This window comes from Clostridium sp. CM038 (genome assembly GCF_055081105.1).
In genome coordinates, this window is sequence record NZ_CM143651.1 from 274,236 (window position 1) to 299,251 (window position 25,016).

At 31.0% G+C, this 25,016-nt stretch carries 19 protein-coding genes and 2 pseudogenes; 13 read left to right on the top strand and 8 right to left on the bottom strand.

Annotated features, from left to right (window positions below; translation table 11 throughout):
• Positions 1–33: 33 nt before the first annotated feature.
• The 3 genes and pseudogenes from ACWJKS_RS01230 to ACWJKS_RS01240 all read right to left on the bottom strand — a co-directional run.
• Positions 34–1,119, bottom strand: a pseudogene (locus ACWJKS_RS01230) (PTS transporter subunit EIIC); the annotation flags it as partial.
• Positions 1,120–1,187: 68 nt separating this feature from the next.
• Positions 1,188–3,752, bottom strand: coding sequence for a glycoside hydrolase family 38 N-terminal domain-containing protein (locus tag ACWJKS_RS01235; protein ID WP_462960273.1), 2,565 nt, complete (start codon positions 3,750–3,752; stop codon positions 1,188–1,190).
• Between the two features lie 155 nt (positions 3,753–3,907).
• Positions 3,908–4,630: a MurR/RpiR family transcriptional regulator gene (locus ACWJKS_RS01240; protein WP_165413641.1), complete on the bottom strand. Its 723-nt coding sequence runs from the start codon at positions 4,628–4,630 to the stop codon at positions 3,908–3,910.
• Positions 4,631–5,026: 396 nt separating this feature from the next.
• Here ACWJKS_RS01240 and ACWJKS_RS01245 point away from each other — a divergent pair, with 396 nt between their 5' ends.
• The 3 genes and pseudogenes from ACWJKS_RS01245 to ACWJKS_RS01255 all read left to right on the top strand — a co-directional run bounded on the left by ACWJKS_RS01245 (position 5,027) and on the right by ACWJKS_RS01255 (position 6,620).
• Positions 5,027–5,599 carry a GNAT family N-acetyltransferase gene (locus ACWJKS_RS01245; protein ID WP_462960274.1) on the top strand — a complete coding sequence of 191 codons (573 nt, stop codon included), beginning with the start codon at positions 5,027–5,029 and terminating at the stop codon, positions 5,597–5,599.
• A 22-nt stretch (positions 5,600–5,621) separates the two neighbouring features.
• Positions 5,622–5,729, top strand: coding sequence for a LemA family protein (locus ACWJKS_RS01250; protein ID WP_462960275.1), 108 nt, complete (start codon positions 5,622–5,624; stop codon positions 5,727–5,729).
• 25 nt (positions 5,730–5,754) lie between these two features.
• Positions 5,755–6,620: pseudogene (locus ACWJKS_RS01255) on the top strand (TPM domain-containing protein).
• Positions 6,621–6,755: 135 nt separating this feature from the next.
• Here the strand turns inward: ACWJKS_RS01255 and ACWJKS_RS01260 are convergent.
• Positions 6,756–7,277, bottom strand: a complete 522-nt coding sequence (locus tag ACWJKS_RS01260; RefSeq protein WP_220287259.1) for a DUF4230 domain-containing protein — start codon at positions 7,275–7,277, stop codon at positions 6,756–6,758.
• Between the two features lie 410 nt (positions 7,278–7,687).
• Here ACWJKS_RS01260 and glgP point away from each other — a divergent pair, with 410 nt between their 5' ends.
• From glgP to ACWJKS_RS01280, 4 genes are all read left to right on the top strand, one after another.
• Positions 7,688–9,307: an alpha-glucan family phosphorylase gene (glgP, locus tag ACWJKS_RS01265; RefSeq protein WP_220287261.1), complete on the top strand. Its 1,620-nt coding sequence runs from the start codon at positions 7,688–7,690 to the stop codon at positions 9,305–9,307.
• Between the two features lie 480 nt (positions 9,308–9,787).
• A complete protein-coding gene (locus ACWJKS_RS01270) occupies positions 9,788–9,943 on the top strand; it encodes a recombinase family protein (RefSeq protein ID WP_165412604.1) in 156 nt (51 codons plus the stop codon).
• 217 nt (positions 9,944–10,160) lie between these two features.
• Positions 10,161–10,721 carry a VanZ family protein gene (locus ACWJKS_RS01275; protein WP_220287264.1) on the top strand — a complete coding sequence of 187 codons (561 nt, stop codon included), beginning with the start codon at positions 10,161–10,163 and terminating at the stop codon, positions 10,719–10,721.
• Positions 10,722–11,288: 567 nt separating this feature from the next.
• Positions 11,289–12,650 (top strand): NAD(P)/FAD-dependent oxidoreductase, encoded by a 1,362-nt coding sequence (locus tag ACWJKS_RS01280; RefSeq protein WP_220287266.1) that lies wholly within the window; start codon positions 11,289–11,291, stop codon positions 12,648–12,650.
• A gap of 235 nt (positions 12,651–12,885) precedes the next feature.
• Here the strand turns inward: ACWJKS_RS01280 and ACWJKS_RS01285 are convergent, their stop codons facing one another.
• The 3 genes from ACWJKS_RS01285 to ACWJKS_RS01295 all read right to left on the bottom strand — a co-directional run bounded on the left by ACWJKS_RS01285 (position 12,886) and on the right by ACWJKS_RS01295 (position 15,093).
• A complete protein-coding gene (locus ACWJKS_RS01285; protein WP_216302323.1) occupies positions 12,886–13,914 on the bottom strand; it encodes a branched-chain amino acid aminotransferase in 1,029 nt (342 codons plus the stop codon).
• A gap of 269 nt (positions 13,915–14,183) precedes the next feature.
• On the bottom strand, positions 14,184–14,327 hold the full coding sequence (locus ACWJKS_RS01290) for a hypothetical protein (protein ID WP_216302322.1): 144 nt from the start codon (positions 14,325–14,327) through the stop codon (positions 14,184–14,186).
• A gap of 127 nt (positions 14,328–14,454) precedes the next feature.
• Positions 14,455–15,093: a RusA family crossover junction endodeoxyribonuclease gene (locus tag ACWJKS_RS01295; RefSeq protein ID WP_220287268.1), complete on the bottom strand. Its 639-nt coding sequence runs from the start codon at positions 15,091–15,093 to the stop codon at positions 14,455–14,457.
• A gap of 435 nt (positions 15,094–15,528) precedes the next feature.
• Here ACWJKS_RS01295 and tsaD point away from each other — a divergent pair, with 435 nt between their 5' ends.
• On the top strand, positions 15,529–16,551 hold the full coding sequence (gene tsaD / locus ACWJKS_RS01300) for a tRNA (adenosine(37)-N6)-threonylcarbamoyltransferase complex transferase subunit TsaD (protein ID WP_462960276.1): 1,023 nt from the start codon (positions 15,529–15,531) through the stop codon (positions 16,549–16,551).
• 105 nt (positions 16,552–16,656) lie between these two features.
• On the opposite strand, the gene ACWJKS_RS01305 is transcribed toward tsaD, so the two are convergent.
• A complete protein-coding gene (locus ACWJKS_RS01305) occupies positions 16,657–17,769 on the bottom strand; it encodes an AI-2E family transporter (RefSeq protein ID WP_258876450.1) in 1,113 nt (370 codons plus the stop codon).
• A gap of 311 nt (positions 17,770–18,080) precedes the next feature.
• Between ACWJKS_RS01305 and ACWJKS_RS01310 the strand changes: the two genes are divergently transcribed.
• The 5 genes from ACWJKS_RS01310 (at position 18,081) to ACWJKS_RS01330 (ending at position 24,948) form a co-directional block, all read left to right on the top strand.
• The gene (locus tag ACWJKS_RS01310; protein ID WP_216302318.1) at positions 18,081–18,704 is read left to right on the top strand and encodes a TetR/AcrR family transcriptional regulator; all 624 of its coding nucleotides are present in this window, start codon (positions 18,081–18,083) and stop codon (positions 18,702–18,704) included.
• 24 nt (positions 18,705–18,728) lie between these two features.
• Positions 18,729–20,840, top strand: a complete 2,112-nt coding sequence (locus ACWJKS_RS01315) for an efflux RND transporter permease subunit (protein ID WP_216302317.1) — start codon at positions 18,729–18,731, stop codon at positions 20,838–20,840.
• Between the two features lie 42 nt (positions 20,841–20,882).
• Positions 20,883–23,210 (top strand): methyl-accepting chemotaxis protein, encoded by a 2,328-nt coding sequence (locus ACWJKS_RS01320; RefSeq protein WP_462960277.1) that lies wholly within the window; start codon positions 20,883–20,885, stop codon positions 23,208–23,210.
• Between the two features lie 347 nt (positions 23,211–23,557).
• Positions 23,558–24,652, top strand: coding sequence for a hypothetical protein (locus ACWJKS_RS01325; RefSeq protein WP_220287271.1), 1,095 nt, complete (start codon positions 23,558–23,560; stop codon positions 24,650–24,652).
• A 38-nt stretch (positions 24,653–24,690) separates the two neighbouring features.
• Positions 24,691–24,948 (top strand): cysteine-rich small domain-containing protein, encoded by a 258-nt coding sequence (locus ACWJKS_RS01330; protein ID WP_216302314.1) that lies wholly within the window; start codon positions 24,691–24,693, stop codon positions 24,946–24,948.
• Positions 24,949–25,016 lie beyond the last annotated feature (68 nt).

Genomic DNA, 25,016 nt, shown 5'->3' on the forward strand with positions numbered 1-25,016 from the left:
AGCAGGTACTAAAAATGAAAGACCTGCAAAAACAGAATTCACAATCCATAAGAGAGGAGAAATAAATATGAATGTAAATTCAATCGGTTCTGTAATTCCTGTTAGAATAGCCGCAGTTAAACCAGCTAAAAAGAATTTAATCACTTTGTCTCGTTTCTCTGGAAGAGCTTTACGGTAAATAGCATATACTACAGCTGGCATTCCAAATGCCATGTGTAAGATTTTACCTTGTGCTAAATACTGTGTTGCATTTGTTGAAAACTGTAAATTGTTATCTAGTTGATAAAGATAAATCTGCATTGCACCAACTAAATTATTCCCATCGATAGTCTCTATCCCACCTAATGCCGTAAAACGGAATGTTTGGTTTAAAATATGATGTAATCCTGTAGGATTGATGATCTTTTCTGTAAACCCATAAAGGAAAACTCCAAATAGTCCTGCTTCACTGATAAGTTTTCCTGTGGAAATAATTGCTGCATTAATCGCTGGCCAAACAAATGCTAGTATCATACCCACAATTACCATGATAAGTGCTGAGATAATTGGAACAAATCGCTTACCACTATAAAATGATAAGGCTGGATGTAATTCCGTTTTTCTGAATTTATTATGGATTAGAACTCCCATAAGACCTGCTATAATACCGCCAATCACATTCATGTTATAGACAAATATTCCAAGCATATTTGTCTATAATGAATTCTTCAAGATTGCATCCACTTGACTCATTGATTTATTTGCCGTTAAATATTCAACAGTTGTTGTTAATGGTGTAAGTCCTTGCACGCTTAAAATATAACTTATACCAACAAGCATTGCAATATAGCCAACAACTGCAGAAAACACTGCAACTTCTTTATCACGTTTTACCATTCCAAGTGGGATTGCCATAGCAAACAATAAAGGAAGTTGTGCAAATGGCAGTCCGGATACTTTACGGATAAGTCCTAAAAAGATTTGTAATGGCTCATTTCCTAAAAAAGGTATCGCTTTAATAATGTTTGGATTCTGAAGCGCTGCAGCCAGCCCCAAAAATATTGCCATAAAGGACAATAAAGAAATTGGAAATAATAATGACTTCCCAAAGCTTTGAAAATTCTTCTTAAAATTTGACATTTAATAGCCCCCTAATATTTAGGTTAATTTTAAATTTATGTTATTAATTAGTTATAACTAAAAGAATTCTATTTTTTAATTATAATGTTTAAAATTTCTTGTGGTTTAATAGTGTAGGCTGTTATTTTCTCTAATTTGTTTTCGGTTGGAGTTGCTAAGTAAGTTTCTTCTGTGAAAACAAGTGAAACATTCTCATCCTTAGGGTTAAACATCCGTATAAAAAGATCATTTGTTTGTTCTGTAAGTTTTAATGCAGATACAACGCATCCATTTAAATCCAAATTTAAACTTGTATTAATATTGGTTGTAAACCTAGGTATATTAACATTAAAACGATTAAATTCCTTTAATTGATACCCCATAATAGGAGTTAAAAATTCTTTTCCTTCAAAGGCTTTATTAACCTTTGGCTTATGGAAAGTAAATGCTAAGTTAAATGTAAATTTCTGATTTTGGAGTTGATTATCAGGTGTTTCAATTTCAATGCCTGAAGGTCTTCCTGGCCGATTTATAAGTTCACGTTTTCCAAGGTGGGAAAAGCATCTAAAGAGTGTAATATAAATGTTTTTATCGTAAACCTCATATTCTTTTAATCCATAAGCAAAAATAGTTCCTTGCTTATCTTCATTTTCTAAAGAAATATAGGATTGAAAAGTTTCAATAGAGACAGGTTTTTCCACCCATTTTTCTTCTTTCCAAACTGAAAGTTCTTTATGGTTATACACAGGCTTTTTAACAACAGATAAATGAGAATCTACCTGGACTGTATCGGAAACAATCTCTGTATTAAATACCAATCGATATCTGGCATCCATGGCCATATTGGTATGCCTTATTTGCACATAACCTTTTGCATCTCCCTTATATAAGGTTATGTTAACTTCAAAACATACCTCTGTGCTAAGCTTGCCTTCTGCTCTTTCATTAAGGTCATTTGGTACAATATAATTAAGCTTACATTTTAGTACTTCTAAATTACTACCTTTGATGGTGGTAATATTTGTAATGTTAACATTTTGATGATTTATAAGTATATCTTTGTGTGGCGGTGAATAATCATAACTATCACCTGCATCACCACTATTCTCAATGGAAATTACATTTTGTACAACTTCACCGGTAGATTTATTTTTCAATGATATTGTATTTTCCTGAACTAGCAGTTCATAAAATTCATTTTCAATGGACTCATCATTGTTTATATTTACCTGCTTATTCCCCTCAAGGTCTTTATAACTTAAATAGCGAATACTAAGCCCATCTATTTCATTTATTTTTGCTTTTACTTTACTTTTATAGACTTTTATATCCAATAAGCGAGCAGCCACTTGACGATCAATAAGTCCCGCATCAACCAATTCTTGTTCTAATAACACATATTCAATATGATTACTTTCTTCATCTAGGATCTCGAAATTACTTGAACGGGTAATCAATTCAATTTCTACAAATTGATCTTTTCTTAAATGCGGTAAAAAGTTGTAAATTGTAATAGTTTTTTCATCTTGATTCTTATTTCCTAAAGAAATTAACCTCATATACAACTCAGTTTGTGTATCCACGGCCTCTTTCACATTTAGTAATCTTTTCTTAATATCTTGATTTACATAATCTGAATTACAACCGCCTATACTATCATGAGCATGAGCGCCAAACATCTGTTTATAACATTTAGCGAATAGTGCATGAGGGTAGTCTAATTTTAAATGCGATGCTAAAACTGCTAAAGGTTCTAAAATATTGTACATTTTATATTCAATTTCAGTATTAAGTAGCTTAATATCCATTCTTGTAGAATTGATGGTTCGATGAATTCGTGCATGCTTGCTATGGATAAGCTCTCCTTCTACAACTTCAAGCTTACAATCCCTTAAAGAATCTACGTAACTCTCAAAATCACTAACGCTTATATTATCGTCGGGATATATTTTTTTTAAGTGTTTTATAATAAGATGTATATCTTTTTGGATAGGCATCTGATCGTGACCGTTCATAACAAGCCTGGCATTACCTGCACTGTAGTTATCTAGTACCTCTAGAATTTTCCCCGTACGCTGCTTCAAAGCATCATAATCAGACTCTAAATATTTGGCTCCTTGATAACCAGTGGCAAGATTAATTCCATAAATTCTACTTCCATCAATTCCTTCCCAAATAAAGTCTGATTTTGGGGCCATTAATTCACTGAACCCTCGCCAAAAGACTGTACTTTCAATACCAAACTGTTTGTAAATCTGTGGCATCTGACTGGAATGCCCAAAAGTGTCTGGCGCATACCCAACTTTCATCGCGTCTCCATATTTAAGTGCGGTTTTAATCCCATAATATAAATTACGAATTATTGATTCTCCATGGACAATCAGTAAGTCTGTTTGGGTGTACCATGGTCCAGTGCGAAGCTGATTTGACTGTACTACCGCCCTTAACCGATCCTCCCATTCTGGTGCCACCTCCAAAAAATCATCTATCATGACACTTTGACCGTCTAATATATATATAATATCTTCATGTTCCTCTAAAAACTGAATTACTTCCTGGAAATGGTTTCTGAGCAGCACCTGTGTTTCATCTTTTGTAAAATACCATTCACGATCCCAATGCGTATGCATAAGTATCTTTATATCTCTTTTCATTGTGACCCTCCTACTGCGATGTAATTCTTTACATTTTCATTATACGACGTTTTATTACCTTGTTATCTCCAAGTTTACGGATAATTATACATAAAATTGTGCAAAAAAAAACATAGTAGTGGTTCTACTATGTGAAAAGACTACAATTCATTTTTTTATAATACCTTGGCTATTTGATCAATAAGCTCATTTACCATAATAATCATATGAATTTGTTGTTCCCTAGAAATACCATCTAGTTTATCCATATTAACTTCATGGTAAAAAACACCATCACTAATTTGAGCAAGGCTACTATCTTTTTTAGTAATTGATACCAGCTGCATATTGTAACTCTTAGCTTTCCTTGCTATTTGATTTATCCTAAGAGTTTCCCCAGAGCTTGAAAAAATAACAATTACATAATCCTTAAATTGATCAAGCATTTTTATTTCGCTAACAAATACTGTAGGAATTCCGAGGTATAATAGCTGTCTTTGAAAATATTTAGCTGAAATTTCTGATCCTCCAAGACCATAAATCAATAATTTCACATAACTCCCTTTGAAATATTTAATAATATCTTTTGCACTTTCGAAATTTATTTTTTCTAGAAAAAATTCTGTTTTATTAATACGCTCTTGACTGTGAGTTTCGATAAATGATAGATCTTCTTTAATTGCATACTTCAGTTCACTATAACCATTAAACCCTAAAGTTTTGCATGCACGATTAATGGTTGCTTGCGATGTAAAACTTTTCTCACTTAGTTCTATAACTGACAACCGAGGGATAGAATTAAAATGCTTTTCTAAATAGTCAAATACTGCCTCTTCACTTTTAGAAATTTTATTAATAAACCTACGCTCTTTCAATTTATGAATCACTTTATACTGCAAAGCTCTCCTCCTCTAATCTTCCACCCACCTGGTTCGTGTTCTTTCTTATTAAAATGGAAGCTCGTCATCATTATTTCATTATTTTTAACTAACCCATTTTCAAAAGCCTGCTCACATGTTATACCAAAAGGAAACCCAATAAAAGTATATCATACTATACTCAAACATCGCACATGTAAAAATTTGATAATTATCTTTAAATACTGTCGCAAAATATAAAATTCATAGTTTTGTGACGTCAAATAATGCCAACAAAAAAGGTCTACTTTTGTGACATTTATAGGTTTGTAAAAACAGTATATAATGGTATAATATTCTTAGAAGCTATGTCTGATTGGTATTATATTATTACATAATGGTAGAAAAACACAAATTATATATAATGAGGTGCAGAACATGATTGATTATAGTGAAATTATAAAAGAGAACTCTATATTAGAATCAAACAGATTAATTTTAAGACCATTTTCTATAGAGGATGTAGATGATGTATTCTTATATACCAGTGATGATATTGTAACAAAATATTTAACATGGCCGTCGTATAAGGATATATCACAAACTGAGGACGTAGTAAAAAAAATTTATATAGGTAAAATTGGAGCTTTTGCAATTGAATTAAAATCAGAGCATAAATGTATTGGATGCATTGATTTAAGACTATGTATTCAACATAATAAAGCAAGTTTTGGGTATGTATTGAATAGGGAATATTGGAACAATAATTACATGTCAGAGGTGTTAAGTTTAATATTAGACCTTTCATTTTCAAAATTGGAATTAAATCGCATTGAAGCTACACATTATGTAGGAAATGAAGGTTCGGGTTGTGTTATGCAGAAATGTGGAATGAAATATGAAGGAACAGGTCTACAGGAAGTAAAGGTTAAAGGTACTTTTTATGACGTTGTTCATTATGCAATTTTAAGAGAACATTGGATTAATCCGACACAAGTTCAAAACTTATAAATAGAAATTACAAACTAAGAAGTTGTTTCCCAACTCCATTATTGCAGGGGTTTTTAGATTTGATGAAAAGACATATTATAAGGCTAGTGAATCAGCTAAAGAATTACCAAAAGTTGATTTTACTAAATAGGAGTTACAATATGAAGAATTATTTAATGAAATTAATTAGGAAGATTTATGATATTCCATGGAGAATACTTAACAAAGAAAAGATTAAGATGAGAATTATCTTTGTAGGTATGATAAGTATATTTTTACTGAGTCAAATAACAGCGATGAAGCTAGTGAATGCAGAGACCGAATATCCTAAAGCTACAGAATTGAAATATGTTAATGATTACGGTAAAGTGATAGATAGTAAATCAGCAGAATATATTTTGTCCATAGGTAAAGAATTAGAAGCTAAAACAGGTGCGCAGGCTACTGTTGTAGTTATAGATTCACTGCAGGGAGAAACTATAGAATCTTATGCTACTGGCATTTTTAGAAGCTTTGGTATTGGACAAAAATATAAAAATAATGGATTATTAATTCTATTATCAATGGAAGAAAAAAAGTGGAGAGTGGAGGTAGGCACAGGTCTAGAAGGGGCGGTTACGGATATATATATTCCTCAAGTGTTATGAATGATTTTGCAGTTCCCAAATTCAAGGAAAATCAATATGGAGAAGGTCTTCGTGCAGCATATTCAGCTCTAGCAGATAATATAGCTAAAGAATACAATGTAAAACTAGATAAGGACGTTAATGTTCCACAATATGTTGGAGACTCAAATGTCTTTGAAGACTCACATGTACTTGAAAGCTCAGATCTTGTTGAAAGGGGTAAGAAAAGCCTGATAATAGGATTTTTTGCATTATGGCTTTTTCAATTTGTTCGTAATATAGGGAACGGTGATGGCTTCGGAGGAGGTTCATCAAGTGATGGAGGATCTTTTGGAGACTTCGGAGGTTCTGGAGATGACTCCGGAGGCTTTGGAGGCGGTTCATCTAGTGGGGGAGGATCTTCTGGAGGATGGTAATATAATGATTTTGTAAAATTAAACATTAAAAAGCAGAAAAACAATGTGTTTTCTGCTTTTTTATAATTAGAAATAATTACTATTAAATTTTAGGAGTCTCATATGCGCCTCATATGGATGTATCCTTTTTATTTTTCATTTGAAAATTATTGTTACATTTTTAAAACCCATATTTGATAGCATGCCTTGTAAAAGTAATTTAGTATTAGCATTAGCGCTATCTAAAAATCCTGTTTTTATTAAATCAGCTTCAACCTTAACTTTTTCATTACTGATTTCGTTTATCATATCTTGCATACTAAGCTTGTTAAACATTGAGGATTTTTCATCATAAATGAATAAGTCTTTACTATTTATTACATGATCTAAGATTTTAGCTTTTTTTAAAGTTATAGTAACGCTATCATTAGTGACAAGAACATCTAAATCTTTTAAATCTACTCCAGCTTTAATATAGCCATTGTATTTTATTAAAAATGATTTTTCAGTAAATGGAATAGAGTAATCTTTTAATTTTTTATTATCTCTTAGAGATATTATGTTTGAATAATTATACCTTAATGTAGAAAGTTCTGAAATTTTGGACAATCTTTCCGAAATAAGGGTAGAAGTTATAGAATTATCATTATTAAATTTGATTATAATCGAATTAATCATTATTACCCCGATTATTAATATTAAAAAAATAAATTTATTTTTACGATTTAGGGGGTTAAAGGCGGATTTTAAATTCATACTAACACAACTCCTTATAATATGTGGCGATAACGATTAAAGGGAATTTTACAATTAAATAATAAGTACAGTTATTGTATTATATGGTACTAAAGCATAGTTTTAAAACTAGAAATTCAAAAAAAACGATAATTTTTAAACAAGTGAGGAACCTTAATAAAGTATTTTTAGGAAAATATGTTTTTTTGTGCAAACGCGTGCATTAAACTAAAAAATTATGTATAATGATTATAAAAGATACAATTACAACAAATACAAAAGAAAACAACCAATTAAAAATTAAATTTAATTTTTAATTGGTTAGTGCTAAAAAAGTATAGGAGGGAAAATTAATGGATATTAACAATCTTCCAAGAGTTGCTTATTTTTGTATGGAGTATGGACTACAATCAGACTTTAAAACTTATGCAGGTGGACTAGGAATACTTGCAGGTGACCATTTAAAAGGAGCTAAAGATTTAAATCTACCACTAGTGGGAATAGGTCTCAAGTGGAAACAAGGATATACTGAGCAACTTGTAGATGAAAATGGAAAAGTATACGATACATATCATAATTATAATTATGATTTTTTAAAGGATACAGGGGTAAAAGTAACTGTTAAAATCAGAAATTTGGATGTAGTGTGTAAGGTTTGGAAATTAGAGGAATTTGGGAATAACCCAATATACCTTTTAGATACTGATATACCGGAAAATGGTGACAATTGGATAACTGGACAGTTGTATGGATGGTTTGGAGAAGAAAGAATTGCTCAAGAAATGGTGCTAGGTATTGGTGGAGTAAAAGCTTTGAGGGCATTGGAAATTCCTATAAATGTATACCATTTCAATGAAGGGCATGCGGCACTCGCGGCTACAGAGCTTATTAAAGAAAAAATGCAATCAGGATATAGTTTTGAGGAGTCTTGGAGTAAAACACGTGAGGAAGTAGTATTTACAACTCACACTCCAATAGTTGAAGGTAATGAATCTCATGATGTTTCCAAATTAGAGTACATGGGAGCATTTAATGGATTAACTAGGCAGCAAATGATTAGATTTGGTGGAGAACCATTTAATATGACAATAGCAGGACTTAGGCTTTCAAGAAAGGCTAATGCCGTAGCTCAACTCCACATGGAAACTGCAAATAAAATGTGGAAAACAGTTGCTGGAAGGCCATCTATTATTGGGATAACTAATGGAATTCATAAACCTACTTGGGTAGATAATCGAATCACTAAGGCATATGAAAATAATGGAGACCTATGGGGTACCCATATAACTGTTAAAAAGGAATTAATAGCGTTTATTAAAGAAAGAACGGCCATAACGCTTGATCCGGATAAGTTACTTATCGGATTTGCAAGAAGAGCTGCACCGTATAAGAGAAGCGATTTGATATTTACTGATGAAGAAATTATTTCTCCATTACTCCAAAGTGGAAAAGTTCAAATCGTATTCTCAGGAAAAGCTCATCCACTTGATGATACAGGAAAAGAAATAGTAGCAAAGCTTGTAAGGATGATGAAGAAGTATCCAAATAGCGTAGTGTTTTTAGAAAATTATGACATGAATATAGGAAGGATGCTAACTAGGGGCTCGGATGTTTGGTTGAATAATCCAAGGAGACCTTTAGAAGCTAGCGGAACTTCGGGAATGAAGGCTGCGATGAATGGTGTACTTAACTGCTCTATTCTAGATGGGTGGTGGCCGGAAGCTTGCAAGGATGGTGTAAATGGATGGCAGTTTGGAGATGCAGTGGGTCTTGATGATTTATCAGAAGTAGAATTAGATAAACATGATACAGAAGCTCTTTATGATACTTTAATAAATAGGGTTATGACTACCTATTATGAAAATAGAGAAAAGTGGATAGAGATGATGAAAGAAAGTATTAAAACTACAAGCTATGAATTTTCAGTAGAGAGAATGTTAGACGAATACTATAACAAGATGTATATAAAATAAAATATAAAAACAACTTCAAAACTATTTACAGTCTCTTCAAAATGAAATTTTTAAGGATTGGGAAATAGACTCAATGTGAAAGTAACACAATTAGTATTGTGTTACTTTCAGTTTGAATGTTACTTAATACTAATATTTGATATTATTATGTAATATATTACTTTTAAGTACACAGGGATGCCGTACTGCCTCATATTAACAGGCTAATATACCTTTTCGGGGGGGGCGGGTACAGCCAACATACGGGTAAAAATAGGCCACATGATGGAAGTAATATCCAACATGTGGCTATATATTGTTTTATAAGTGTTGCAACAAGCCTATTTCTATTTGAAACATTTCATATGTCCTTTTTATAACCCCAGTGAAACATATTTTAATAGTGTCATTAGGTACGCCCTATTGGTATAATTGATTAGTAATGGTAAAATAAGTATTTGGACTGTCCCATAAGACTTGTATCAGAATGGAGGCGGACATTTGAGAAAAATAGGATATGTTCGTGTAAGCTCACAGGACCAAAATGAAGAAATGCAAATTAAACAATTAAATGAAATTGGAGTAGATATTATTTATCAAGAAAAAATATCTGGAGCAACTTTGGATAGAGAGAAACTTAAGAATATTACTATATAATTCTATTTTAATCCATTTTTAATGATTTTTTATAGTATATAAAAATCATTACTACCGTAATATATCCTTCAACTATTGCAAAATGCATTTCTCTGTTGTAATATATACACTATCAGAAAAATAATAGCGTTTAAATAATAAATAAAATTTTTGTTATTCCTAATTTAAGGATATATAAATATAACAAGAATTGTTTAGATAATAGATAGGAGTAACTATGATAGAAATATATTACTATACGATTGTTATGATTGTTATAGCAACCTGGATAATAAGTAGAATTATAATTAATTCTAAAAATAAGCAAATTAATTGGAAATATGAACTTAAAAGAGCGTTTATATTCTTTTGTGTAGCTGTAATACTAAGATTTACTTTCTTTCCTTTTGATTTAGTCAATGGTCATATACAGCCACTTACTTTGGAAATGAATAAAATTTATCCATTCAGAATAAATTTTATTCCATTAGTTAATCTTTTTGATTATGAAGGCTCTATCCGAGATACACTGATTAATGTAATTGGAAATACTGCTATGTTTATCCCTATCGGTATCATAATACCTCTTACATTTTCAAAATTAGATAGTTTTTCAAAAGTGATTACAATAGGCTTTATTACTTCCTTAATCATTGAAATAATGCAACTTCCATTTATTAGTAGGGTATCTGATATTGATGATCTTATTTTAAATACAGTTGGATGTGGTATCGGATTTGCTTTCTATTATTTAGCTCATAGAGTTAAACAATATTATACTAAGAAACTAAGACTGTAAGTTCATTAGTATTGTAGAAAATATTAGTATATGTCCTAAAACCCCTCTTATTTTACAATTTAGGGAATAGTTAAAACGAAAAAGAGTGTATCCATTGAAATTAATTACTTTCATGAGGTACACTCTTTTTTTGTTCTCTCGTTTTCCATGAAACTTTATTTTTTAAACTTTTCCAAATTCTACTGGAACCAAAACGGCAATAGAATTACCATATTAGCCTATATTTATTACAACTACCATCTCCTTCGGTAAAACAGTTCTTTGCATCAGCTTCATTTCTATAATCCTTTGAAAATATTACTTTATAAATCAAATCATGTTAATATAAATAAGGGATTTATAAATTAACATGATTTTTAATTTGCATTGGGGGGCCTCTATGAAACGATACATACTATATATGTATAGTCTCAGTCTACTTAGTTTACACTCATATATCTAAAAAACAAAGAAAAGTTAGATGCCGTGAAACCAAAATTTAACTGCATAATTGGTGCCTAATTGACAATATCGGGTACAGCCCCCTAATATTAAAATATTTTTAAGAGATATGAAAGGAATAAATATATGTATGATATTACTATAGTAGGGTCAGGAGTTAGTGGGATGTTCCTCGCATATACTCTGGTACAGACAAAATCAAAATTAAAAATACTGATGATAGAAAAGGGAAGAAAATTTATAGACAGGGTATGTCCAATGGAAAACGGATTAAGCAAAAGATGTATCCATTGTAAACCATGTAATAAATTTCAAGGTTTTGGTGGTATGGGTAGGTCTGAGGGAAAATTTAATTACACTAATGATTTTGGTGGTTATTTAGGTGAAAAAATAGGAAACAGAACTGCACTAGAATTAATGGAATGTATTGATAATATCTTATGTCTATTTGGTGCAGACACAGTTAAATTATATAGTACAGAGAATGAAGAACTTAGTAGAAGAGTAAAAGAGAAAAATTATAATATACTAACTACAAAAGTAAGACATTTAGGAACAGCATTGTCTTATGGAATTTTAAATAAAATGTATTCACATCTTAAGGATAAGGTAGATATTAAGTTTGAGTTAGATATAACTTCTATAGATAAAATGAATAATGTATTTAACTTGAATAGTAAAGAAAATGTTTTCCAGTCTAAGATAGTTATATTAGCTACAGGTATAAGTGGAGGAGCGGAATTTCTGAAATATTGTCAAGCTTTTAATATTGAGCCCTATAGAAAAAGGCTGGATTTAGGGGTAAGGGTTGAAATGAAGGGTGATCAGTTAGACTCTATTCTTAAAGATTCTTTTGAAATTAAGATTAATTACAAAGGTGATGGATTTGAAGCTACAACTTATTGTATGAATCCTAAAGGAAAAGTAATCAAAAAGTTTCAAAAAGGCATCGTAATGGCTGATGGTCAAAATTATCTTGAAACAGACAGTCCGAGTTGTAACTTAAATTTTTCTATTCTTGTACCAAAATATTTTTCTTGTTTTATTGAGGCGAACGAATATGCCACAAGTATAATAAAATCTATAAATAAAGATAGAGAAAGAATAGTACTTCAAAGATTTGAGGATTTAATAAATAATAGGGCAACTACAAAAGAACAACTTACTAAAAATAGTATTCAGCCGTCGATTGAAGGTGAGGGTGGAAATCTATATAATGAAATTCCGAAGATTTATATAGATGCACTATTAAAAATTATTAAATCAATAGAAGATATAATAGGAAAAGAGATTTCTGAAGACACTTTATTATATGGAATTGATGCAAAATTTTATGAACCTGAAATTAGTACTAATGAATATTTTGAGACCAAACAAGAGGGACTTTATGTTTTAGGAGATTGTTCAGGAACAACCTATTCTTTATCACAGGCGGCTGCAAGCGCAGTATATCTCGGTAGGTATTTGTTAAACAATAATAATAAATAATAAGATACAAAAGGGTTTGTAATAACATTTTATATAGTTTAAAACGTATCTATAGGATTATGAATAAATATGACCTCTTTAAAATATCTTTCGAAATATTTGACATAAAAATACTCCTCCTTGCAATTTTTGATAATTAGCTTATCTCAATTATTGGCAAGAAAGAGTACTTTTTATTCTGTTTACACAAAATTACTTACAGGCCCTTTTGAAGTTGTTTTTTGTTATAAAATGATTATTTTACTTCCACAATCCAGCCTTCAGGAGATTTTATTTCTCCAAATTGGATTCCGTAAAGAGTATCATAAAGCTTTGTAGTAACTGGGCCCACTTCTGTCTCGCTGTGGAAAACATGAAGTTTACCGTTATATTCTATACCACCAATAGGCGTTATTACAGCAGCAGTTCCACAAGCACCTGCTTCTTTAAATTCACTAAGAGTACTTATTGCGACATCTCTTTCTTGTACTTCCATTTTTAAATATTCTTTTGCAAGATAAAGTAATGAGCGCTTAGTTATGCTAGGAAGTATTGATGGTGATTTTGGGGTTACAAATATATTATCATTTGTAATTCCAAAGAAGTTTGCAGAACCAACTTCTTCGATGGTGGTATGAGTTGCTGGATCAAGGTAGACACAGTCAGCAAATCCTTTTTCTTTAGCTTTTTCATAGGCAAGAAGGCTTGCAGCATAGTTTCCTCCAACTTTTACATTGCCTGTTCCATAAGGGGCGGCTCTATCATAGTCATCAGATGTCATAAAGTTTACTGGGGCTAGTCCTCCTTTGAAGTAAGCGCCTACAGGGCAACAGAATATTCCAAATAAAAATTCAGGAGCTGTACTTACGCCAAGGTTATCCCCAATACCTATCATATAAGGTCTAAGATAAAGTGTTGCTCCGGTTCCATATGGTGGAACAAATTTTTCGTTTGCTTTAACAACTTGGATACATGCATCAACAAATTTTTCAACGGGGATCTCAGGCATGAGAACGCGTGAACAACTGTTCATCAAACGCTTGGCGTTTTCGTAAGGTCTAAACAATTGGATATTGCCTTTTTTTGTACGATAAGCTTTTAATCCTTCAAAACATTGTTGGCCATAATGAAGAGCGGTTGAAGCTTCACTTATACAAAGTTTGTTATCTTCAACTAGTTTTCCGTCATCCCATTTGCCATTATTCCATATTGAAATATAACGTAAGTCTGTCTTGCTATAAGTAAAACCTAATTTATTCCAATCGATGTTAACATTTGCGGTCATATTAATCCCCCTATTTTGTAATTGGTTTTTATTTAAACGATGGTTTATACAACAGTATAAATATAATATTAAATTCTAAATGTTGTAAAAATTCGTATAAGATAGAATATGAGTATTATTGTAACATAAAATATGTACGGCTATAGCTTTTTCAGTATTTTCAGTATTTTAATAAGCTAAATTTAAAACATTTAAAGAATGAATAAAAAGTTGCATTAATGCAACTTTTTATTCATTCTTTAAATGTTTATTTTGAGATGATTAAGTTATTAATTTGACACTTCGGGAATATTATTTTTATCTTTACTCTTACTGCTATTAATATCATTTATAGATTGAAAACTTGTGCTGTTTTCCATATTAGCTATTGCGTCATTAACTTTTTTGTTTTTAGTCTTTTTATTTCTGTTCATGAGTTATATCTCCCTTCATATTTTTGTAGTAGGTATATTAATAGCATAGCCAGATTTTTTTGTAATATGTATGTGTAAATAGTAAAAGCTCAAACCATTTTACAAGTTAGAATGGTTTGAGCCTTTACTAAAATAATTTTTTGAAGCAGTTTTTGCATATAGTAGTTTTACCCTTATTGGCTGAAATGCATTCATCCTTTGACACCGGCTTTCTACATATTTCACATATTAGTGTTGACGTAGAGCTGTTAAGAGCCACAGATTTTGGCTTATTTACTTTAGCACCTATGGTGTTTTTTTTATTTGAGGGTGGATCGTAATTTATAGGTTGCTGTTTTTCTTTTTTTTCAACTATTGCGTAATTCATAGCATATGTACTTTCAGCAAAAAGTTCTAATTCAAATCTAGGATTTTCTTTATCATAAAACTCCTCAATAATAAGTCTTGTAACTTGGGCATCATTTACTATAAGACCACTTTTCTCTATACCATCGAAAATGCTTTTAGTTATGTTGTTTGTATCAGGATGCCTTTTTATACTTTTATAATATACTTTTAGAACAGCAATAAGGGATTCTGTTAAAAAAATATTACAGTTTTGGATTCTGCATTGATAAGCAATCTCTTCCTCATACAGAGCGTATCTATCATGGTACTTCCCGGAATTATAAGGTAAAATAGCTCTGCCATTCATGTTGAAAAGTTTAAAATTAGATTTTGAAATAGGTGAGCCTTTTATTATGACCTTTGCGTAGGTGTTACTCATATGTCCCTCCTAGGATCTATCTTAAATAGATAATAACTAATAGCCATATTCAAAAAAGTTTGAATATTTGATTTGTTATTTTTTGATGACTTAATTGAACTTTCTATAATATAATCATATATGCAATTATATCATAGAAAGATAGATACTTAGTTTAAATCTATTTATGTACACTTAAGTAAGTAAGTGAGTACACTTAAGTAAGTAAGTGAGTACACTTAAGTAAGTAAGTGAGTACACTTAAGTAAGTAAGTGAGTACACGTAAGTGAGTACACTTGGAAATGCATATAAAAATTTGATATGCTAAAGTTAATAAAGTATAATTAATTTATGTTATTAACAGATGTAAACATTCATTGAACATAAAGTTCTTAGGATGTTTTTATGAATATAGAGAAAAAATTATATAAACTATATTAAAGGTGGTAAAAACAATGGAAAAGGATATTAAAATACTTGCAATTGAATCGAGTTGTGATGAGACAGCGGCGTCAGTAGTCGTGAATGGTCGTGAGATTCTATCAAATATAATTGCATCACAAATTGATATACATGAAAAGTTTGGGGGTGTTGTTCCTGAGGTGGCATCTAGAAAGCATATAGAAGCAATAAGTGCTGTAGTTCAAGAGGCGTTGGACGAGGCTAAAGTTACATTAGACAATATAGATGCAATAGGAGTAACTTATGGCCCAGGGCTAGTAGGGGCACTACTGGTAGGAGTTCAATATGCTAAGGGGCTCGCATATGCAACGAATAAACCTTTAATTGGAGTTAATCATATAGAAGGTCATATAAGTGCCAATTTTATTCAATATAAAGAACTTGAACCACCATTTATGTGTTTGGTAGTTTCGGGTGGACATACATTTATTGTATATATGAAGGACCACGGTGAATTTGAGGTTATGGCTCAAACTAGAGATGATGCAGCAGGAGAAGCCTTTGATAAGGTGGCTCGGGCAATTGGGCTAGGATACCCTGGTGGTCCTAAAATAGATAAAATAGCAAAAGAAGGCAATGCAGGTGCTATAAAATTTCCAAAAGCTAAATTTCATGAAGATACTTTAGACTTTTCTTTTAGTGGGGTTAAATCTTCGGTGCTAAATTATCTGAATAAAATGAATATGAAAAATGAAACAATTAATGTACCAGATGTGGCCGCATCTTTTCAAAAGGCAGTGGTTGATGTTTTGGTTCATAATGCTCTAGAGGCATGTGAAATTAAAGGCGTAGATAAAATAACAATAGCGGGTGGTGTGGCATCAAATTCTTGCCTTAGAGAGACAATGATAAAAGAAGGGCAAAAGAAGAACATAAAAGTTTTGTTTCCAGAAATGATACTTTGCACTGATAACGCAGCTATGATTGGAAGTGCAGCTTACTTTGAATTAATTAAAGGAAGAATTTCACCGCTAACGCTAAATGCGATACCGAACTTAAAACTTGGAGAAAGATAGGATAATATAAATATAGAGTTACTAAAGAACGAACATAGTGAATTTTATATAAAAAAGGAATGCGGATATATTACAATATATCTGCATTCCTTTTTGAAAATATTCTTATAATTCAATATCCTTTTCCGCAAGCTTCCTGTTAATGAATCTTTCAACTATCAGTAAAATAATCGCCATTGTGGGTACTGCAAGGAACATTCCAAGAACCCCAAAGGTTCCGCCACCTATGAGTATTGCAAGGATAATAAGTAAAGGGCTTAAACCAACAGATTTCCCAAGGATCTTTGGCCCTAAATATAATCCATCAAATTGCTGAAGAATAATAATGAATATAAGCACCCAAAAAGCCTTTATAGGGCTAAAGAATAGGGTAATGAAAAAAGCAGGAACCATTCCAATTAATGGTCCGAAATAAGGAATCATATTTGTAATTCCAACTATTAAGCTTATAAGTATAGTATTAGGTATTCTAAAAATACTAAGTCCTACAAAGCATATAATACCAATGATAACAGAGTCAATAAATTTTCCGATAACAAAACCTGAAAAGATATAATTGGCTTCTTTGCTAAATTTTATAAAACCATCTGCATTTTCTTTTTTTAAGATAGCATAAATCAGTCTCTTTATATTTAATATTAAGGATTCTTTATCCTTTAAAAGATACAAAGATACAACAAATCCAAGCAGAAATTTCATAAAAGAAGAGGTGAAACCTACGGCTGTTAGCAAGGCAACACTGATACCGGTATTTAGATATTTACTTAAGTTAGACATAAGTGTTAAGGTAGTTTCGTCTAAATATTTAGTTACACCATATTTATCAAGCAATTGAACCTTATCCATATTTTCATAAAACCAAATTCGAGTTTTAGATATATATTCGGGAGTTGAAACTGTTAGTTCGCGAATACTTTCACCTATACTAGGCGTTAGTATAGTGATACTAAAAACTATTATGCCTAAAACACATATATACATAATAAGTAGAGTTAGATTACGCTTTGTATGGAACTTTTTTTCAATATTGACCATAACGGGGTTTAATAAGTAGGCTATACCGAATGCCCATATAAATGAACTTATGTATGATATAAAAATACTAAGGGCATTGGTAACTAATTCTATGTGGTATACTATTCGAAATAAAATAAGCGATAATAAGATTATAGGGATTAAATTTAAATAAGGGATTTTTTTATCTTTGAACAAGCTCAATTCACTTCCTTAATTAATAATTATTTTAAAAATAATACGATGATGTAAGTATATCATAAATATAAAAATTAAAGAATATTTATAACATATTTCAGGTCACTATAAGGTTTATAGTGAATATTTTTGTTTTTTGCGGGACGGTTAGTAAGTATTTAAGTTAGCAATTAACAAATAACAATATTATGGATATTTACAATATATTTACAATATTATTATTGACTAATGGTAATAAAAGTATATAATAAATAAGTATGGTGAACAAATGACCGATGGTCATAAATTAAAATTAAAACCTAGGTGGTAAATGCATTATGAAAAAAGTTGAAATTATTAAAGAAAAACAAAGTAAATCGGAAATGAACAAATTAAAGAAGAAAAAGAGATTATACGACTCAGCTTATGAACTTTTTACAACTAAAGGGATTAATGACACTGCTATAAACGATATTGTAAAAGGAGCAGGAGTTGCCAAAGGAACTTTTTACCTTTATTTTAAAGACAAATATCACATTATTGATTTGATAGTCTTAAGAAAGAGTTCAAAAGTTTTAAAAGAAGCTATTGAGGTATCTATGAATAAGGAGTTTGAAGAATTTAATGATAAAGTAATATTCTTTGTAGATTATATAATTGAATATTTAAGGGAAGATAAAAAGCTTCTAAGGCTTATATATAAAAATCTTTCTTGGGGTATTTATAGAAAGGTGATAGCAGAACCTTTGGAGTACAACGAAATGAAGGAAATCGCAAAAGTATTTATGGATAATATAGTGAGCGAAACGATGTGTATATCGCAAGCTGAAAAGATATTATTTATGATTATTGAACTAACAGGTTCGGTTTGCTATAGCTCAATTATTTTAGAGGAACCAGATACTATAGATAATATGAAACCTGTGTTATTTAAAACTATTAAGAAAATATTGCAAAATTAATTTTCTAAGGGAGGGATGACCTAATTGAAAAAGTTCGGACATTTTATAGCTAAAAATAGGATAATAATTTTAATTATTTCTACATTGCTACTGGTTCCATCCGTAATTGGAATGGTAAACACAAAAATAAATTATGATCTTCTTACCTATCTACCGCAAGAACTTGATTCCATGAAGGGACAAAATATTTTAGACAAAACATTCTCAAACGCAGCCACTTCAATGCTTATTGTTGATAATATGGAAGGCAAGGATGTTTTAAAAATAAAAGAAAAGGTTTCAAAGGTTAAAGGTGTAGAAAAAATTATTTGGGTAGATGATATTTTAGATACTACTATACCTAAGGAGATTTTGCCAGATGAAATTAAAAGCTCTTTTTATAGTGGCAATTCTACTATGTTAATAATTAAATTTAAAGAATCAGCATCTTCAGAAGCCACACAAAATGGTATAACCAATATAAGGAAGGTAACAAATAAACAATGTTATTTAAGTGGTATATCGGCAATTGTAAAGGATACTAAAGATTTATCGGATAAAGAAACACCATTTTATGTAATGATTGCAGTAATACTATCAGTCGTAGTTTTATCTTTAACAATGCAATCAGTTATAATTCCATTTATTTTCTTGTTAGGGATAGGGTATGCCATATTATATAATATGGGAACAAATATATTCTTAGGGCAAATTTCTTATGTAACAAAGGCATTAGCAGCAGTACTTCAACTTGGTGTAACTATGGATTATTCAATATTTTTACTTCATAGATACGATGAGGAAAGAGAACTTATGCCAAATGATCGTATAGGGGCAATGGGTGATGCTATAGCAAATACCATGGTCGCTATATCCGGAAGCTCACTCACAACTATAGCAGGTTTCTTAGCATTATGTACCATGCAACTTGCATTAGGTAAGGATATCGGGCTAGTAATGGCAAAGGGCGTTTTGCTTGGGGTTATAACTACGGTAACAGTATTGCCTGCATTGATTTTAGTGTTTGATAAACCTATTCATAGATTTAGTCACAAAACCATATTACCTGAATTTGATAAAACATCAAAACTGGCTACCAAACACTATAAAGTAATAACTATAGTATTTTTACTTGCATTTATACCAGCTATTTACGGAAATAACCACACTAAGGTTTATTATAACTTAGATGAATCGCTACCAAAGAATTTGGATTCTATTGTGGCAACAAATAAACTAAAGAAAGATTACAATATGACTTCGACACACTTTATTGTAATAAATGATAAGCTTGAAACTGATAAAGTTAAGGAAATGGTAAAGAAAATAGAAAAGGTAGATGGAATTGACAAGGTACTTGCTTCAGATAAGTACTTAGGACCACTTATTCCAGAAAGCTTTATCCCAGAAGATATTAAAGCCATTGTTCAAAAGGGCGGATATAAACTAATAATGGCAAATTCTAAATATAAGGCAGCTACAAAAGAAGAAAATGATCAGATAGATGAAGTAATTAAAGTTACAAAACAATATGACCCGAAATCAATGGTTTCAGGAGAAGGACCTCTTACTAAAGATTTGACAGAAATAGCGGATGTTGACTTTAAACATGTTAGCATAGCATCTATTGGCGCAATATTCGCTATAATACTTATAGTGTTTGCATCTGTATCTTTGCCAGTAATTCTGGTCTTAGCTATACAGCTCGCAATATTCATAAATATGGCAATTTCATGTTATATGGGAAATGTGATTCCATTTGTAGCATCTATAGTTATTGGAACTATACAGTTGGGGGCTACAGTTGACTATGCAATATTACTGACAACAAGATTTAGAGAAGAAATGAGAAATGGATACGAGAAAAACAAGGCTATGGAAATCGCAGTTAAGGGCTCTGCTAAATCTATTGTAACCAGTGCATTAACCTTTTTCGCAGCTACTGCAGGGGTAGCGATCATTTCTGACATGGAAATGATAAGTTCACTATGCACAATGATGGCAAGGGGAGCAGTAATAAGTATGGGAATTATCCTTTTTGTTCTTCCATCTATACTATTAGTAAGTGAAAAATTAATAATAATTACGAGTAGAAATTTTAAATCTAAAACACAAGCAAGTAGTGAACTAAAATCAGAATCACAATCAGAAAATTAAGAAGAACTTTTGAAAGCAAAACTATAGGGGAGATGTATTAACGTGAAAAATAAATGTATGTCAAAAAGATTATTAAGTATCGTGTTAATAGGTGCATTAGTTATTCCAAATATGACTTATGCTACTGAGTTAATTCAAAAGGATGAGACTGTTTATGTTACGTTAAATCAGCAAGGGGAGGTTAAAGAAAAAATAGTAAGTGATTGGCTTCACTCTAACGAGAAAAATATTGAAATTCATGATAAATCTATATTAAAGGATATAAAAAATGTAAAGGGTGAAGAAAAACCAAATGGTATTGGTGAGAGTTTAAATTGGAAGATAAGTGGTAATGATGTCTATTATAGAGGTACTACTGATAAAAAACTACCTATTGATGTAAATGTTAAATACTTGCTTGATGGAAAAGAAATTAAACCAGAGGATTTGGCAGGTAAAAGTGGAGAAGTGAAAATAAAAATTGATTATAAGAATAATGAAAGCCGTATGGTTAATATTAAAGGGAAAAACAGAAAAATATATACTCCATTTAGCACTGTAACTGTACTAGATTTGCCAATAGATAATTTTAGAAATGTTAAGATTAGCGGTGGGAAAATGATTAATGATGGGAATAATCAAATAGTCACTTTCATTTCTCTTCCAGGTATGAAGGAAAGCTTGGATTTAGAAAAGACTACTTTAGACTTAAAAGAGAATTTAGAAATTACTGCACAGGTAGAAAACTTTGAAATGGGTCCTATAATGATAACAGGGACGCCAGAACTTCCTGATATGGAAGAGTTTAAAAGTGCCTCATCTTTAGGGGATTTAACTAAAGGCATTAATAACATACAAGATGCTAGTACCAAGCTAGCTGAGGGAACAGGCAAATTAGACCTTGGTCAAAAGGCTTTAGCTGATAATATGACATTATTTAATGGTGGAGTAACTAAGCTAGGCGTTGGGGTTTCAGGATTTAATACTGGTATGATAAAGATTGGCGACGGTACAAGTGCAGCACAAAGTGGTGCTCAGAAGGTGGCAGGTGGATTAAAAGCATTTGAGGCAGGAACTAGAAAACTCGGTAGTGGAGCACAGCAGTTTGGATCAGGTACAGTAGAATTTGCTGCAAATTCAAAGGCATTTGCAGATGGAGCAGGTAAGGTAGCATATGGAACAGATAAATTAGTTGCAGGTTCTAAAGGGCTATCAGATGGAGCTAATAAGTTAGCTGAAGGGACTAATACAGTGTCGGCTAAAATGGAATCACTAAGTGAGGGACTAGATACAATGGTGAATTCTACAGGGGATCTACAGCAAGGTCAAAAAAAAGTAACAGATGGTGCAGAGCAAAGCTTAGAAGGTATAGATAAACTAAAAAAAGGTAAAGAGTCAGAGATAAAAGCTACTGATTCTTTAATATCAGGAATTGAAAAATTACAGGGACTTATTGGGTTCCTTGGGGAAATTCCTGGTACAGGTGAAATAGCAGGAAATTTAAATGGTGGATTAGAAAATGAAAAAGGGGGCCTTGTAGCTTTAAAGGATGGCGGCAATGAATTGTTACAAGGATTAAATGAACTTGAAGAAGGCATAGAAAAAATCAAAACTTGTTCACAGCAGGTAGATACAGGTATGGGCCAGCTTCAAGAAGGACAAAAAAATGCAGTGTCAGGGTCAAAAGAATTAGCTAAGGCCACAAAACAAATATCAGATAAAACTGGTGAATTAGCTAATGGAGCAGGAGGACTTGCGCAAGGCACAGAACAATTAGGAACAGCTGCAGGAAAGCTTAAAACTGGTAGTCGGGGACTCATAGGTGGAGCAAATAAGTTAAATAATGCAGCTGAAGACTTAAGCGCAGGAACAAAAGTTATGGGAGAAAACACTAATAAATTAGTGGTAGGATCTCAAAGCGTGGCAGATGGTTTAACAAAATTAAATAATGATGGGATAAAACCATTAACACAAGGATCAAGTAAACTAAATTCAGCGGTGGGTGAACTTTCTGTAGGGTCAGGAAAATTAAAAGAAGGTGCCAATAAATTAGCAAATGGAAATAAAGAATTAGATAAAAATATGAAAAAATTTGATAAAGAGGGTATTCAAAAGATAAGTGGCGAAATTGACAGCAAAATGGGAGATGTGCGAGATATTATTGATGTGAAAGATGAACTTGTAAAAATATCTAATAATTATGGTACATTTTCAGGTGTAGGTGATAAGATGGATGGTAAAGTTAAATTTGTTATGAAAACTGATGGGATAAAAGTAAAGACTGTGGCAACTAAAGAAGATAAAAAAGTTGTAGAGATAAAAGAAGAAAAGAAGGGCTTTTTAACATGGGTAAAGAACATATTTAGCAGTAATGATCAAATGAAAAAATAATAAATCTAAAAATGAAGGTAGATACCGATTTAAATCGGAATGTAGAATTTATGGAAAGTATCTATAACAAATGCGAAAATAATTTCAAAAGTAATAAAGGGCGTTAGTTTAAATTTAAACTAATGCCCTTTATTACTTTTGAACGGATAAACCAATGTTAATATTTACAAAAAATTCATAATTAAAAGATAAAATAAACATTGTATATTTTTAAATTGTAAACATATAAATAACAGTGTAAAACACAAAAGAATCCAGTTGATACACTAATATAAGTGGAGTATAATAATCTAAGTTTCAATGATTTAAAATAATAATTATTATGAATTTAAATGAGGAGCAAAATTATGACTGGCCATAAAAAAATAACGAAAAAAAAATTAAAGTTACTCATTGTAGCGATGTGTTTATCGCTAAGCATATTGACACTGAGGGCTTATTTAAATAAAATCAATAGAAATTCGAGTAAAAATATAGAGACTATATCTAGTAAAGATGCTGAAATTAAAAGTAAGGATCAAAATGCAAAGCTAACAAAGATAGCATTCGAGAAGAATAATAATGTTTATCTTTATGATGAAATAAATGAACAGATTAAATCTTTAGGGGATAATTCAAATTCAAAAGATCTATTACAACTTTCTCCAGATAAAACAAAAATAGTATTTAGATCTTTTAATGAAGAAAAAGAAATAAATCCCCCACATATAATTGTTTATGATATTAAAACTGAAAAATCAACAGAGATTGATATAAATAATAAAGACGTTCAACAAATTATTGAACTCAAGTGGATAGATAATGAAAACATTTTGATTACGGGTCATATTAATCCGTCAGCTTCAGGTTATGCAATATATAACATAAAAAACAAATTGGAGTTAATATCATGCGTTGGTACCATAAGAGATATTATTATAAATAAAAAAAGCATCCTTTATAGCGTTACACCTCATATATTTCCAAAACCTAGGGCCAATTTATATATTAATGGTAATAAAATTTTTGAAAGTATAGAGGATAAGGAAGAAATATATGATGGAGTGATATCTAAAGATGGTAAAATGCTTGCCTTTAGAAGTTGGCTTTCAGATTCAAAGAATTCGAATGGTGAAGTAAGTGCTTATATTAATGTAGCTAAAATTAATAATGATGGAAAATCAATAAGTGATTTAAAGAAGACAAGCATAAATAGTGACATAACTGGAGATTTAAAATTTGATGATAAAAATAATATAAATATTATAGGGGACAAATTTATATATAAATTAGAAGCAGGCAATATTATTAAGGAAAAAAATAATTTGCCAAAGCAAGCAGAACTTTCTGCTGCGCAACTTAAAAAATTTAAACAAATTTTGAACAAGCAATTCCCCGAAGAATCTATTTTAGAGCAAACAATATTAGAAGATATAGATATATATAATGTGGTAACTTTTTAGAATTCGGAACTAACCTAGAAATTAAAGGAGGGTTAAAAATGAATAATAACTATAAATTTTTTAAAAATAAAGATTGCGAATATTTCCCATGCCATCAAGTTAAAGATGATGAAAAATTTAATTGTCTATTTTGCTATTGTCCACTATATTTTCTAGAGGAGTGTGGTGGAAATGGGAAATTCGTAAGTGGTGTTAAAGATTGCTCAATTTGCATGATTCCACATTCTGAAAATGGATATGAGTATATAGTAAGCAAGATAGTGGAAGTAAACAAAGCAAAAAGAAATAATAACTAAGAAAAAGTATTTTTTACTAAAAAAGTATAATTTTAAAAAAACATTGCATTTGAAACGTTTACGTATTA